Annotated in this window: 8 protein-coding genes, 1 pseudogene and 1 other annotated feature; of the genes and pseudogenes, 8 read left to right on the top strand and 1 reads right to left on the bottom strand. The window is 38.6% G+C overall.

The features are described 5' to 3' along the window. The first annotated feature begins 51 nt into the window (after positions 1-51). From BQ5903_RS04690 to BQ5903_RS04725, 8 genes are all read left to right on the top strand, one after another. Positions 52-2,268, top strand: coding sequence for a LysM peptidoglycan-binding domain-containing protein (locus tag BQ5903_RS04690; RefSeq protein ID WP_079578974.1), 2,217 nt, complete (start codon positions 52-54; stop codon positions 2,266-2,268). A 55-nt stretch (positions 2,269-2,323) separates the two neighbouring features. Further along, positions 2,324-2,525: a binding site (T-box leader), on the top strand. A gap of 70 nt (positions 2,526-2,595) precedes the next feature. After that, positions 2,596-5,010 carry a leucine--tRNA ligase gene (gene leuS / locus BQ5903_RS04695; RefSeq protein WP_079578976.1) on the top strand — a complete coding sequence of 805 codons (2,415 nt, stop codon included), beginning with the start codon at positions 2,596-2,598 and terminating at the stop codon, positions 5,008-5,010. Between the two features lie 227 nt (positions 5,011-5,237). Then, complete coding sequence (locus BQ5903_RS04700) at positions 5,238-6,899, top strand: putative polysaccharide biosynthesis protein (protein ID WP_010499774.1); 1,662 nt, start codon at positions 5,238-5,240, stop codon at positions 6,897-6,899. A gap of 118 nt (positions 6,900-7,017) precedes the next feature. Further along, complete coding sequence (locus BQ5903_RS04705) at positions 7,018-7,419, top strand: hypothetical protein (protein WP_010499776.1); 402 nt, start codon at positions 7,018-7,020, stop codon at positions 7,417-7,419. Between the two features lie 187 nt (positions 7,420-7,606). Then, a complete protein-coding gene (locus tag BQ5903_RS04710; protein ID WP_197684887.1) occupies positions 7,607-10,189 on the top strand; it encodes a type I restriction-modification system subunit M in 2,583 nt (860 codons plus the stop codon). Next, positions 10,189-11,478 (top strand): restriction endonuclease subunit S, encoded by a 1,290-nt coding sequence (locus tag BQ5903_RS04715; RefSeq protein ID WP_056971822.1) that lies wholly within the window; start codon positions 10,189-10,191, stop codon positions 11,476-11,478. Before BQ5903_RS04710 ends, BQ5903_RS04715 begins: the two co-directional genes overlap by 1 nt. 46 nt (positions 11,479-11,524) lie before the next feature. Beyond that, positions 11,525-14,611 (top strand): type I restriction endonuclease subunit R, encoded by a 3,087-nt coding sequence (locus tag BQ5903_RS04720; protein ID WP_079578978.1) that lies wholly within the window; start codon positions 11,525-11,527, stop codon positions 14,609-14,611. A 151-nt stretch (positions 14,612-14,762) separates the two neighbouring features. Then, on the top strand, positions 14,763-15,695 hold the full coding sequence (locus tag BQ5903_RS04725) for a site-specific integrase (protein WP_079578980.1): 933 nt from the start codon (positions 14,763-14,765) through the stop codon (positions 15,693-15,695). Here BQ5903_RS04725 and BQ5903_RS04730 read toward each other — a convergent pair. Then, a pseudogene (locus tag BQ5903_RS04730) lies at positions 15,692-16,141 on the bottom strand (restriction endonuclease subunit S); the annotation flags it as partial. The gene BQ5903_RS04725 and the pseudogene BQ5903_RS04730 overlap by 4 nt on opposite strands. Between the last annotated feature and the right edge of the window lie 83 nt (positions 16,142-16,224).

Here is a 16,224-nt window from a genome sequence, read left to right on the forward strand (position 1 = left end):
TAAAACACAAAGTTATATGGTTGCAAAATCTCGTTTTAGGGGGTTAAAGATTTGAAAAAGAGAAAAGAAAGAATTGAGCAGGAAAAAGCTCTTCAATTTACGGAAAATTTTAAATCAGTCAAGAAGGCTACTACATATATCGGGACAACTGTCATAATGGGGACAGCTGGTATTGGTTTGAGCCGCACTAAGGCACTGGCTGATTCAACTGTGCAAGTTGCAAACGGTCAAGCTAATAACAACAATAATGATTCAGCAGAAGCAGTGAACAACAATAATTCCGGGCAACCGGCTACTAACACCCAGGCGGCCAGTTCGTCTATTGCTAATAACAATACAAGTCAAACACAATCACAACAATCACAGTCTGTTGCCAGTCAAGCCAGCGCTGCTCAGCCGCAAAGCAACAGCAGCCAGCAGCAAGATCAGACTGTTGCTTCACAGGACACGGCTGCGGCTTCAGAAAACAGCAATAGCCTTTTACGCAGTTCTGTAACTGTCTACAGCAGCCCGCAAATGTTTATTGATAAAATCGCGCCGTCAGCAATGCAAGTTGCGCGTCAGCGTGGTTTATACGCCTCGATGATGATCGCGCAAGCTGCTTTAGAAAGCGGCTGGGGCAGCAGTACGCTGTCAACCAGTGCTTATAATCTATTTGGTGTTAAGTGGAATGGTTATGGTGCTTTTGTTCAAATGAATACAAATGAATATTATAGCGGGTCTAATCATACAGTTTCGGCTAAATTCCAGAAATATAATAGTTACACTGAAAGTTTGAATAATTATGCTAACTTGATTGTGGGGCATTTTCCTAATTCGACTGTTGGTAAGACCGCAAGTGTTGAGCAAGCTGCAGATAATTTAGCTCACGGTGTCTACGGCACATACGCCACTTCGCCGACTTACGCTGCTACTTTGAAGAATATCATCAATAATTATAATTTGAAAAAATATGATAGCCAGACCGGTTCGACTGGTAATACTTCAACGACGTTGCCTAACGCCAATTCGGGTCAAAATAATCAGCCAAGCAACACAAGCACGACTCCAACAGCTAACGGGCAATACTCCGTTAAATCAGGGGATACATTATACCATATTGCAACGACTCATGGGATGACGGTCGCTAGTTTAAAATCACTGAATAATTTGACGAGCAACAATATCTATGTCGGCCAAAAATTGAAACTGACTGGTTCAACTGCAAGCAATAATGGTTCTGCAAATTCACAGCCTTCAAAACCAACGAATTCGCAGCCTAATCAGCCAACTCAGTCAAAACCGGCAGATTCGAATTCGCAAACCTACAAGGTTCAAAAGAAGGATAGTTTGTGGTCGATCGCTCAGAAGTATCAAACGACGGTCGCTAATTTACGGGCTTGGAACAATCTTAAATCGGATATAATTTATGTTGACCAGACACTTAAGGTAAGTGCTTCTGGGGCGAATAAACAACCAGGTAAACAAACCAGTGGAACTTCACAAAAGCCAGCCGCTGACAATTCCAAGCAGCAACAGCAAGCAGACTATACCGTAAAGGCACATGACTCGTTGTGGTCGATCGCGCATTCGCATGGTTTGAGCGTGGCGCAGCTCAAATCCATCAATAAGTTAAGTTCTGATTTGATCTATGTCGGTCAAAAGCTGACTTTGAAATCACAGTCTAAACCAGGAACTTCGCAGACATCACAGCCTAATAAAGACCAAAAGCAGTCCGGTCAAAGCAACACAGCAGGTGCTTATACCGTTAAGTCGGGGGATTCTTTATGGGCAATCGCGCAAAAACATAATATGACGGTTTCTGCTTTAAAATCGTTAAACAAATTAACGAGTGATTTGATCAGTGTCGGTCAAAAACTGCAGGTCAAGGGCAGTCAAGTTCATACTGGGCAAAATAATAACCAGAGTTCTAAGACGACCACTGCCAACAAACAAACTAATGGAACTTATGTGGTCAAGAAAAATGATAGTTTGTGGTCGATCGCGAATGCACATAATACCACGATCGCAAAACTGCGTCAGTTGAATCATTTGACAGGCAGCGTCATTTATATTGGCCAAACCTTGAAAGTCCAGGGGCGCGCCTCGATCAATAAAACTACTTCAAAACCGGCTTCAGCTGCGCAAAAAAGTTCGTATGTTGTTCAGGCTCATGATTCTTTATGGAGGATTGCTACTAGAAATAAAATGACGGTCAACCAGCTGAAGTCATTGAACCACCTGGTTTCCGATACTATCTATGTCGGTCAGACTTTAAAATTAAAATAATTCAAATTGATTCAGCTATTGCATTCAAAAATGCGATTTGCTATAGTAATAGTTAATATTAACGTTGAGAAGGATCAGTAGGACTGAGCAGTGATACAGAGAGTATGCGGGCGGTGTGAGCATAACACTTATCAGTTTGAACTCACCTTTGAGTTTCTTGTTGAACAGAGTAAACAAGAACGGTATTTCCCGTTATGAAATTGAGTGTCGGCATTTTGCCGAAATTTAGGTGGTACCGCGAGTAATTCGTCCTATACATTTCCTCTTTTGGGGGAGTATGTATAGGATTTTTTTATTTTGACAAATAGGAAAGGAAGTCTTTGATCAATGGCTTACGATCATAAACAAATTGAAAAAAAATGGCAGAAATATTGGAAAGAACACCAGACCTTCAAAACAACTGAAGATCCTGCTAAGAAAAATTATTATGCACTGGATATGTTTCCTTATCCATCTGGACAAGGCTTGCACGTTGGACATCCAGAAGGTTATACGGCAACGGATATCATTGCACGCATGAAACGGATGCAAGGTTACAATGTTTTGCATCCAATGGGTTGGGATGCCTTTGGGTTGCCTGCAGAACAGTATGCTTTGAATACTGGTCATTCCCCACGTGAATTTACTCGAACTAATGTGGATAATTTCCGCCGTCAGATCAAGTCGCTTGGTCTTTCATATGATTGGAACCGTGAGATCAATACCACAGACCCTAGTTATTACAAATGGACGCAATGGATCTTTGAACAATTGTATAAAAAAGGTTTGGCCTATGAAGCTGAAGTTCCCGTTAACTGGAGTCCAGATCTCGGGACAGTCGTCGCTAATGAAGAAGTGATCGATGGCAAGACGGAACGCGGCGGTTTTCCTGTTATTCATAAACCAATGCGCCAGTGGGTCTTAAAGATCACGGCCTATGCCGACCGTTTGATCGATGATCTTGATGACTTGGATTGGCCTGAAGCAATTAAGGAACAACAGCGTAATTGGATCGGTCGTTCAGTTGGTGCGTCAATTCGCTTTAAAGTGGCAGATCATGATGATGAGATCGAAGTTTTCACCACTCGCCCAGATACGATTTTTGGTGCCAGCTGTATGATTTTGGCACCAGAGCATGAGCTGGTCAAAAAGTTAACGACCCCTGAACAAAAAGAAGCAGTTGAAAAATATGTGGCCGAAGTTTCACATAAATCCGACTTGGAACGGACTGATCTGGCTAAGAACAAGACGGGTGTCTTTACTGGGAGTTATGTGATCAATCCGGCGAACGGCGAGAAAGTCCAAATTTGGATCGCCGATTATGTTTTGGCTTCATACGGAACTGGTGCGATCATGGTCGTTCCGGCTCATGATGAACGTGACTATGAGTTTGCGCAGAAGTTTGACCTGCCGATCACACCAGTCATCGAAGGAGGCAACGTTACACAGGAAGCTTATGTGGGCGATGGCAAACACATTAATTCCGGTTTCTTGAATGGCCTCGGCAAGCAAGAAGCGATCGACAAGATGATCGCTTGGCTCACTGAAAAGAAAATCGGTGAAAAGAAAGTCAACTATCGTTTGCGTGATTGGTTGTTTTCACGGCAAAGATATTGGGGTGAACCGATTCCTGTGATCCACTGGGAAGACGGCGAAACGACCTTAGTGCCGGAAGATCAATTGCCGCTCTTGTTGCCAAAGGCGAAAGACATTAAGCCGTCAGGTACTGGTGAAAGCCCACTGGCTAACCTGGATGATTGGGTCAATGTTGTCGATGAAAACGGACGTAAAGGCAAGCGTGAAACTAATACTATGCCACAATGGGCAGGAAGTTCATGGTACTTCTTACGTTACGTTGACCCTACTAACAAGGATGCTTTGGCAGACTATGAAAAATTAAAGCAATGGATGCCGGTCGATTTGTATGTCGGCGGTGCTGAACATGCTGTCTTGCATTTGCTTTATGCTCGTTTCTGGCACAAGTTCTTGTATGACTTGGGAGTCGTGCCAACTAAGGAACCATTCCAGAAGTTGGTCAACCAAGGAATGATCTTGGGTAATAACCACGAAAAGATGTCCAAGTCTAAGGGGAACGTGGTTAATCCAGATGACATCGTAGAACAATATGGTGCCGATACTTTGCGCTTATATGAAATGTTCATGGGGCCTCTTGATGCTTCGATCGCTTGGAGTGAAGACGGTTTGAATGGGGCACATAAGTTTATCAAACGTGTGTGGAACCTGCTGATCGATGACGAAGGCGAGTTGCGTGACCGTGTAACAACGATCAACGATCATAAGTTAGATAAAGTTTATAATCAAACGGTCAAGAAAGTCACAGAAGACTTCGCAGAATTGCATTTCAATACGGCGATCTCAAGTTTTATGGTCTTTGTTAATGATTGTTACAAGCAGGATTCTTTGCCTTTGGAATACATGGAAGGCTTTGTCAAGATGTTGGCTCCATTGACACCGCATATCGCTGAAGAACTATGGTCCAGATTAGGTCATGTCGGCACGATCACCTATGCTCAGTGGCCAAGCTACGATGAAACTCAGTTAGTTGATAACTCAGTCCAGATCGTCGTTCAGGTCAACGGTAAAGTTCGGCAGCATTTGGATATCGAGCGTGATACTTCCAGAGATAAGATGCAAGAAATTGCCTTAGCTGATGAAAAGGTCAAAGAAGAATTGGCTGATAAGGAGATCAAGAAAGTGATCGCTGTGCCTAACAAGTTAGTCAATATTGTAGTTGGCAAGTAATTATGTGAACAAAGTAAGATGATTGAATGGAAGTACTCTTTGGGTACTTCTATTTTTTTAGGCGATTTTCTTTATTATTTCATAATGTTTTTCAAGAAACATTGCTAATCAACGGCAACTTCTATAGAATAGTTGTGAATGTAAATTTAATGTTATTGATGAAGAACGGTGGCATTGTCGTGTGCAGGTGATGTCAAATTAACTGGAAAGAAAGCAGGTTTATTTTGATGAGTGAACGTGAGGTCCAGTCAAGTGAAGAACAGCTCAAGCCAGCTGGATCTGAACCTACTGCTAAAGAAAAGATGTTGAAAGGGTCCGCTTGGATGACAGCGGGCAGTATTTTTTCACGAATTTTAGGAGCAATTTATATTATTCCGTGGTACGGCTGGTTTGGTAGTGACAAGTTACAGGCTAATGCCTTGTACACTAAAGGATATACTGTTTACAGCTTGTTTATCATGATCGCTACGGCGGGAATCCCTTCGGCGGTAGCAAAGCAAGTTTCGCATTACAATTCATTAAATGAATACCAAGTTGGACGACGATTATTTAAAAAAACGATGCTGTTGATGTTGGGATTAGGGATCTTTTCAGCAGGGTTGTTGTGGTTTATTTCACCGTGGATCTCGCAAGGCGATCCACGCATGGTGCCAATTTATCGTTCGTTATCATTGGCCTTGATTTTGATCCCAGTTATGAGCTTGGCCCGAGGCTTCTTTCAAGGTTATCAGGATATGGCTCCTTCGGCGATCTCACAACTAGTTGAGCAAGTCGTACGGATCGTTTATATGTTAGTCGCTACATACTTGATCATGAAAGTCTTTAACGGTCATTATGAACTAGGTGTTGTTCATTCAACACTCGGAGCCTTTTTCGGGGCGATCGGCGGAATCATCTTGTTAGTCTTTTATTATTTAAAAAAGCGGACTTGGTTTGATAATTTAGCAGACAGTAGTGCTAATGTGCTTTCGGTTTCAGATGGTGAACTGATCAAAGAAGTTATCTATCAGTCGATCCCATTTATTTTTGTCAGCATTTCGATGACCTTATATAACTTGTTTGATCAGTATACTTTCCAACCGATCATGCAAAAGGTCACTAATTTTACCTTGGATAGTATCAACGCACAGTACGCGCTGTTTGCAGGGAATGCCAACAAATTAGTGATGATCATCGTTTCACTGGCGATCGCGATGGCTTCCACGGCGATCCCGCTTTTGTCGGAGTTTGTCACGAAGGGTGATCAAGAAGGTACACGAGACCAGATCACTGATACATTGGAATTATTTTTCTTTATCATGCTGCCTGCCTCCTTAGGAATGGCAGCCGTGGCACGTCCACTGTATGTTTTGTTTTATTCATATGAGCATTTGGGTATTTATATCATGAGCGTTTCGGCGTATACTGCCTTAGCACTGGGCTTATTTTCACTGATGGCCTCAGTCTTGCAGGGGGTCTATCGTAATAAGATCGCGATCAAATATACAGTCGTTGGTTTGGTGATCAAGCTGATCTTGCAAGTCCCATTGACAGTTTGGCTGCATGGTTATGGTCCTGTCATAGCTACAGGGATCGGTACAGCCTGTTCTGGGATCTTGATGGTCCGCTATGTTTATTACGAATTCGGCTTAGATCTCGATCGTTTGTTAAAGAGATTCAACCAAGTGACAGTCTTTTCTTTGATCATGTTTGCGGTTGTTTTAGCGATCGTCTTTGGTTTGGGCCTTGTCTTGAATAAATACAGCCGGTTCATGGCGGTCTTGGTATTACTCTTGGCAGTTGGCGGCGGGGCTTATGTTTATGCCTGGCTAACATTAAAAACCAGAGTGGCCGACAAGATTCTTGGATCTAGGGCTGGATCACTTAGAAGATTGCTGCACGTTAAATAAGATATAGATAATGAAGCGAGTTCTCTTTTAAACGGAGCTCGTTTTTTTGATACAATGAAGTAAATTCTTTAATGTTTTTAGAAGTTAGCCATGAGTTAAATTTATGAGGAGGAGCCAAATGGAACTTTATACATATCAGGACTTCGAGAAAAAGAAAAGTGGTTTAAAGTTTGAAGAGGCAGACCAAATTTATAGTGAATTAGTTGGTTTGATTGAAATTGCTGGCCCAAAGGTAGAAAATTATTGGTCAGATTTTTTGCAGTCTTCGGTGATTTATGCAGCAATGCGTGGAAAATGGCTGTTATTGTCAAATGAACAACGAGCTGAAATGGATGATCAACGAACAAGCCAGCATGATAACGTCATTCATACGCTAAACATAGTCAAACGTTATTTGGATGAGCATGACTTAGAAAGTAGCTGGTATGAAGAATTGACGTTTAACCCTGTGCAAGCGCGTAAAAGGATCGGTGACTTCGCTTGTTATGTGTCATATGTTTATGGAGTCAATGCTAGATGAGAATATATGCATTCAGTTAAGTATTTAAATGAACGATAACAATTGTTGTTCTTGATTGAAGAGGCATCTCTGGCAAGATAATACCAGAAGATGCTTTTTTAGCTGATATCAAAATGCTAAAATAAAAATAGATGTATATTTTTATTTACATGAGAAATAATAGCTTGATACATGGAGGAAATACATAATGATTACTACTTCAGAAGAAATTAAACGTCGTCTATGGGACGGTGCTAATGATCTACGTGGTTCGATGGATGCTAGTCGCTATAAAGATTACATGTTAGGTCTGATGTTTTACAAATTCTTGAGTGATCAGACATTGGCAACATTTCGGTCGACAGCAGGAGTTTCCAAAAGTGCAAATAATGTTCAGGAATACGAAGAGGCCTATCAACAACTAGGAGATACTTTGTCTGGTATGATTCAAAAAGTTTTAGGTTATTATGTTTTACCAGAACATTTATATCAAACATGGGTCAAAGATATTAGAAATGGTGACTTTGAATTACAAAAGGTCATGGATAGCTTGAACTCTTTTGAGCGTAATATCGAGATCAAAGGCGATGCCGATGATTTTAAGGGGCTCTTTTCAACTTCCATCATTGATTTGACAGATTCAGCGTTAGGAAATGATTTAAATAAACGTAGTAAAAACATCAAAGACTTGATTTTGCTTTTTGCAGATCTGGATATGGTTGATTTGCAAAATGGAGATGTTTTGGGCGATGCTTACGAGTATTTGATCGGTCAATTTGCTTCTAGTGCTGGTAAAAAGGCAGGAGAATTTTATACTCCTCGTCAAGTCAGTGAAGTTTTAGCACAGATCGTGGTTAAATCGTCAAACATTTCGTCAGTTTATGATCCCACAGTTGGTTCAGGTTCATTACTCTTAACAGTGGGTAAGCATTTAAATAAGAGTGCGCAACGTGACTTGCATTATTATGGCCAAGAATTCATTACGGAAACATATAATTTAACGCGGATGAACCTTCTGTTGCATGGTGTTCGACCAGAAAATATGGATATTAAAAATGGGAATACATTAGCTGAGGATTGGCCTGAAGATCCAGAAAGGCCAGAGGAAGGTGTGCAATTTGATGCAGTCGTAATGAATCCACCTTACTCTGATTCTAAGTGGAATAAGCATGAAGATAAGCCGCTTAAAGTTAGTGATCCGCGTTTTGCTGATTTTGGGGTTTTACCTCCAGATTCTAAAGGCGATTTTGCTTATTTGATGCATGGTTTATACCATTTAGGACAAAAAGGGACAATGGCGATCGTGTTGCCTCATGGTGTCTTATTCCGTGGCGGAACAGAGGGTCAGATCCGTAAGCGTTTGTTAGAGAAAAATTATGTTGACGCGGTTATTGGACTGCCTAGCAATATGTTTACAAATACCGGTATCCCAGTTTGTGTTATGATTTTAAAGAAAAATCGAGAGTTGTCTGATCCAGTATTGTTGGTCGACTCATCGGAACATTTTGTGAAGATCGGTAAACAAAATGTTTTACGAGAAAAAGATATTGCACAAATCGTTGATACTTATGTTGATAAAATTGAAGTCGCTGGTTACAGTCATTTAGCAGACCGAAAAGAAATTATTGAAAATGAATATAACTTAAATATCCCGCGTTATGTAGAAGCTATGGATAGTGAAATTCCTCAAGATGTTGACGGTCACTTGTTAGGTGGAATACCAATGAAAAATATTGCTGACTTGAAAGTTTTGAACTCAATCGTTAAAGATGTATTAGATAATGCTTTAACTCCATTACGTGAAGGCTATGTTGAATTGAATGAGTCAGTAGATGATTTGACAAAAGAAGTTTTAGCTGATGAGAGGGTTAAAAACAAGTCTGCTGAAGTTGAGGGTAAAGTTACCGAATATCTACAGAAATTTTGGGGAAAATTAATTAGTGTCGACAGTGAAACAGAGCTAGAAGACCTACGTGACGAAATGTTGGCAGAGATTAAACAAATATTGTCAAAGTTTGATTACCTAGATGCTTATGCTGGTTATCAAATTATTGCCGAAATTTGGAAAAATACCTTGTTCAATGATACAGAACTAATTGCCGGGATGGGCTTTTATACTGCTGGACGCACACGTGAGCCCAATATGGTCACTAAAGGTACGGGGCAAAAGAAACATGAAGAGCAAGACGGTTGGATCGGTGCAATCGTGCCAAATGATTTGATCGCTAAGAATTTATATTCTGAACTAGTTCAAAAAATCGCTGATAGTAAAGAGCAGTTAACCGCAACAGAAAGTGAACTTAGCGAGTTAGTTGAGGCGGCTAAAGTTGAAGATAGTGACGAAAATAGTATTCTATATGATTCCATAAAGAAAAACAAAGATGATGAACCACAAGATTTTTTCGACAATAAAAAAATCAAAGCTGAACTTAAAGAAGCAAAAAAAGGGTCAGACGAATATCAATTGTTGCACAAAGTTTCGACCTTAATGAATCAGAAATCAAAGCTAAATACAGAAATAAAAAATCAAGAAAAAGAGCTTCAAGGTGCTGTTTATGAACGAATCGAAAACTTGACTAATGAAGAAGTAAATAGTCTGGTTTATGAAAAGTGGTTCGGTGGTATTGAAACTAAAATAGTTAATCTAGTTCAAGCTCCTTTGAAAAATGAATTACAAACTTTAGAAACGTTAAATACTCGTTATTCAACTACCTTATCTGACCTTGAAAAGGAAACTGAGCAAGTTGAAAGTGAATTTGAAAGTCTTTTAAGTGAATTGGTGGTGAAATAATGGCCGATAAGCAGAAAAATGTGCCTTATAGACGTTTTAAGGAGTTCGAAAATGCAGACGCTTGGGAACAGCGAAAGTTTGATGAATGTTTTAATTTTCCTGTGTCTACAAATTCATTATCTAGAGCATTGTTAAATTATGATGAAGGCGATATTAAAAGCGTTCACTATGGAGATATATTGATTAAATATCCAGCCATTCTAAATATTAAAAATGATAAAATTCCATATATCACAGGTGGTAAATTAGAAAAATATAAATCTAGTTTGCTCGAGAACGGCGATTTGATTTTTGCTGATGCAGCTGAAGATGAAACTGTTGGAAAAGCTGTTGAAGTCAATGGTTTAACTGAAAAAAATCTCGTAGCAGGATTACATACAATAGTTGCAAGATCAAAAGATAAAAAAGCTGAATTTTTTCTAGGATATTATATCAATTCAAATACCTATCATAGACAACTTTTGAGACTGATTCAGGGTTCAAAAGTATCATCAATTAGTAAAGGAAACTTACAAAAAACATTAGTATCTTTTCCAAAAGATTTTGAAGAACAACAAAAAATCGGTTCATTCTTCAAAAAGATAGATGAGACTATCGCTCTTCATCAGCGTAAGTATGATAAGTTAAAAAAATTAAAATCTGCTTATTTAACGGAAATGTTTCCTGCGGAAGGAGAGCGTAAGCCGAAACGAAGATTTTCTGGATTTACTGATGATTGGGAAGAGCGTAAGTTGGGTGAAGTTGGCAAGGCTAAGTCTGGAATTGGATTTCCAGATGCTCAACAAGGAGGTAAGCAAGGGACTCCATTTTATAAAGTATCAGACATGAACAACCCAGGTAATGAGGTTGTTATGATGAATGCCAACAATTACGCAAGTGACTCTCAACTTAAAGAAAATAAGTGGAATCCCATTAACCCCCAAAATAGTGGTGTTGTATTTGCAAAAGTAGGGGCAGCCATATTCCTCGATAGAAAGCGAATTGTCGATACTTCTTTTTTAATTGATAATAACATGATGAGTTATTTGTTTGACTCTTCTTGGAATCGTTATTTCGGTAAGACATTATTCGAAAAGTTAAGATTATCTAGATTTGCTCAAGTCGGAGCATTACCAAGTTTCAATGGTTCCGATGTTGAAGATATCAAGGTGATGATACCCGAGGAATCTGAACAGAAAGTGATTGGCGATATGTTTGAGAAGTTAGATGACACTATCGCTCTTCATCAGCAACAGTTAGAAAAGCTGCAAAATTTGAAACAAGCATACTTGAATGAGATGTTCGTTTAAATTTAGCGTAAGTATATTCGAAAATTTAAAAAAGGGGGACAGTGAAGTGAGTGAAGTTGTTAAAGATGCTTCTGAAAGGACATTTCAACAAAACTTTGTTGAGGCCTTAGCTGAATATAAGTGGGATGCCATGGAAGAATTAAATGGTAATACACATGAAGTTACAGTCGCTGATTTAATAAAAAATTGGCGAGTGCAATTGAACCGTATCAATGCTGATCAGTTGGAAGGTGTGCCGCTAACAGACGAAGAATTCGATCAAGTATTAGCTAAAGTTAGTCAGATCAGTAATAGCTACGAAGCTGCTAAACTTCTGTCGATCGAAGAATCTACTGGAAAAATTGATGGAATATATCGGGACGACAATTTAAATGTTACTCGAAGGCAAATTACACTAACAATTTTTAAAAAGGCAGAAGTACGTGGGGGCGACTCTTCTTATCAAATTGCGCGTGAAGTTAGAACGCCTAATAATAATCGCTTTGACATTGTTTTGTTGATCAATGGTTTGCCATTGATCAACATTGAACAGAAACGAACCGATAAAAATTTAGATGAGGCCTTTGGTCAGTTTAAACGATACTATCGAGATGGCGAATATAGCAATAATTTTATGGCTTTTTCGCAAATGATGGTGGTCACTTCCGAAATTGAAACACGTTATTTTGCGACTCCAAAATCGGTTGATGATTTTAATCCCAGCTTTGTTTTTCACTGGGCGGATGAAAATAATCGACCAATTAATAATTGGAAAACAATTACTAAAACATTATTAAAAATTCCAATGGCACACCAAATGGTTGGCGATTATTTGGTGATCGATGAAGCTAATGATCAAGAAAATCAAAAGCATATGCTAATGCGACCTTATCAAGTGTATGCTTTACAAGCAATTGAGGCAGCTGCATTCGGACGAGATGATAAAGGTGTCGGGCCTCACGGGGGCTTCATCTGGCATACTACTGGCTCAGGTAAAACCATCACTAGTTTTAAAACTGCTTTATTTCTCTCAACTCGTGGAGGTTTTGATAAAGTAGTTTTCTTGGTTGATAGACGGGAACTTGATAGTAATACTTCTGATAGTTTTAAAGCATATTCTGCTTATGAATCAGTTGATGTTGATGATACTAATTCAACATATCAACTTAAAAAACAGTTACGGTCACTAAAGACTGGAATTGTTGTTACGACGACCTTTAAATTGAATTCATTAGTAAAAGAGCTTAATGAAAATCATGATCAGAGTTTAGCTGAAAAAAAGATGGTCTTTATTATTGACGAAGCTCATCGCACAACTATGGGACAAATGATGGGTGACATCAAGTATTATTTCAGAAAATATGGTTTATTCTATGGTTTCACAGGCACGCCATTGTTTGAAGAAAATAATGTGAAGGGTAAAGTTAATAAAAAAAGCGAAGTTATTAATACGACAACAAAGCTCTTTGGCCCTGAATTACATCGCTATACGATCGAAGAGGCCATCAAAGATGGCAATGTTTTAGGTTTTCATGTGGATTATATTAATACTGGTGAATTTACAAGCTATGAAGATTTACGTGAACAAATAATTGAGCGACAGAAAATAGAACATCCAGACTTATCTGATCGCGAATTAGAACGTTCAGTTCAGATTTTATCTGATTTACAGGTTGAACAACAAGCGGCTGAGGATGGTGTTTTGGTCTATCAAGATGAGACGCATATTCCACGGGTAGTTACAGAAATGCTAGATAACTGGGAAAATCAGTCGCAGTTAAAACAGTTCAACGGTATCTTAACAGTTGCTTATAAAAGTAGAGTTATTGCTTATTATCGAGAGTTTAAAAAACAGTTGGAAAGTCGGAATAAGCAAATCAACGTCGCAATGACTTTTAGTTTTGGAAACGAAAATGATCCCGATAATGTTGCTCCTGAAATAATCAATGAAATGTTTGCGGATTACGAGGCATTTACAGGATTACATTTTGAAGCTGGTAATCAAAAACAGGGTGGAGATGCCTATTTTGAAGATTTAACAGAACGTGCAAAACGTGGGGGTAGTGGCAGAAATTCGAAAAATATTGATTTAGTTATTGTAGCTGATCAGTTATTGACAGGATATGATTCAAAAAGGCTGAACACTTTGTATGTTGATCGTTCATTGGAACTTCAAGAATTGATTCAAGCTTATTCTAGGACGAACCGTGTTTTTGGAGCAGTTAAAGAGTTTGGGACCATTATTAATTTTCAATACCCTAAGATTACTGAAAATACAGTGGATACTGCTTTAAAACTATATGGCAGTGGAGGAACAAGTAATAAAGCGATTGTTGATGTTTATAAAAATGCAGTTAAAAAGCTTGAACTCTCCGTAAAACAAATGAAACCAATCTTACCAGATCCAACAGATTGGCAAAAATTAAAAGATGATGAAGCCGGAAAAGCAAATTTCCAAGCAAATTTCAAGGCTACTGCTGACAAAGTTAATACTGTTGAGCAATATTATGAGTTTAAATGGGATGATGATGCATTTGGTATCACAGAACATGAGTGGTTACAGTATGTGGGTGCATATAAGAACATTTTTACGGGTGTTGGTCCAGATGATGACCCACCAATTGAAATTAAACAACTTACTGGAAGAACTAAGTTATCTGGTACTCAAGTTATTGATGCAGCTCACATCTTAAATTTAATTGGTGATAGAGTTGAAACGAAAAACGGTATACAAACTGTCGATAATGAAACATTGAGGATCATTTCAGAACAAATTCGAGAATTGAGTAATATGGGGCAAGATGATCAAGCTCAATTATTAAGAGAGTTTGTTGACGAAGAACTTGTTCCAGGGCATTTGTCAGGTGATATTAATTTTGATGATGCTTATGATGAATGGAAAAAGAGCTTAGAAGAAAAACAAGTTGATGAATTTGCACAGGAAAGAGGAATCGATTCAGAATTACTAAATCGTTCTGTTTCTGCCTTTTCCATTTCTGAACCGGATGTTGTACCTTATATCGATGAAATTACTAGCCGAGTTGATTTTAACAAAGCAACTGATAAGTCTGCTGGAAATATGTTAATGCATAATATAAAGTTAACCAAAGATCTTCCTAAGTGGATGGTGCAAATTAGACAAAAATATGATTGATTTGGAAAAGAAGGCTGAGATACAATATCTCGGTCTTTTTAATATAGAATCCTTTAATAAATGTTGTTTGAATGTGGTGTGCTTGATAAAATCGGGTTAACAGCTTGTCCTCCTTCATGAGCGTCAGCCACTTTAATAGGAGGATAATACCATGGCAGATCCAACAGAAAAAAATGAGCTTTTTCATGTTTATTATGAACGATGGATTACTGTGTATAAAGAAGGGGCTATTCGTAAGGTTACGATGGCCAAATACTTAATGACTCAACAGTGGTTAGTTAAGTTAGTTCCAGAACTTAAGATCTGTGATCTAACACGTATTACTTATCAGAAATTGCTGAATAAATATGCTGAAAATCACGAACGACAAACAACAATGGACTTTCACCATCAATTAAAGGGCGCAATATTGGATGCTGTTGATGAGGGGTTAATAGAACGTGATCCAACACGTAAAGCAATTATAAAGGGTAAGACCCCTAGGCCAAAGAAACCAAAGTATTTAAATCAATATGAATTGCATACTGTATTGGTAAATTTAAAACTGGGGAATGAACTTGATTGGAATTGGTTTATATTGCTAGTCGCAAAAACGGGAATGCGTTTTTCAGAAGCCTTGGCGTTAACACCTGGAGATTTTGAGTTTTCTCACCAAGTGGTTGTTGTCAATAAAACTTGGGATTATAAAGGAAAGGGCGGCTTTTTACCAACAAAAAATAGGTCATCAGCAAGAAAAGTTGAGCTTGATTGGCAAACTGTTATTCAATTTTCACAGTTGATCAAGGAATTACCAGAAAACGAACCAATTTTTGTGCACAAAGGAGCTAAAGTGTACAACTCAACTGTAAATGGTGTTTTAGAAAGAACATGTAAAAGGGCGAAGGTGCCAGTCATCACGATTCATGGATTGAGACATACACATGCATCATTGTTATTGTTTGCAGGGGTTTCAATTGCGAGTGTTGCTAGAAGGTTAGGGCATGCAAGTATGACAACTACGCAGAAGACATATCTTCATATTATTCAGGAATTAGAGAATCAGGACGTTGATTTAGTAATGCGGTCACTTTCAGGATTAAGTTAATTATTTGGCGAAAAAGGCTGACGCTGATGAAGAGCGATAAGGTTATCAAGTCTTTTTAAAAGACTCCCTATTTTCTTTTGTTCTTCAATTTTAGGAATCATAACATTAACATTGTTAATCGTACTCTTTGACAGACTGGGTACTCCCGTTGATTCATCATATTTCTTCCATTGAATACTCTGAAAAATCGCAAATAAAAAGTTTAGATCTTGCTCATCTTTAGGAATTGAATAAAAAAGTGTGTCAACTGTCCAAAATGGAGCTTGTAATACATAAGGTTTATCAATTGTACCTTTTCGTCCAATTCCAATTGCATCCTGATTATAGGATAGTGCCTCGTTAACACTCAGCATATAACCACCTGTACCGTAAACGGAAATATGCCCCTTTTTTAAGTGCTTGTAATCTTTACCGGAGTTAACATCCACAACATTCTCTAACTTTCGCTGTTCCCAAGCGTTATTTTTTTGGAATTAGAGATTGCTTTCAAAGTGCTATACTTAGTTTATATATAAATTATAGGGGGATA

This window comes from Ligilactobacillus acidipiscis (assembly GCF_900116935.1).
Lineage (GTDB): Bacteria > Bacillota > Bacilli > Lactobacillales > Lactobacillaceae > Ligilactobacillus > Ligilactobacillus acidipiscis.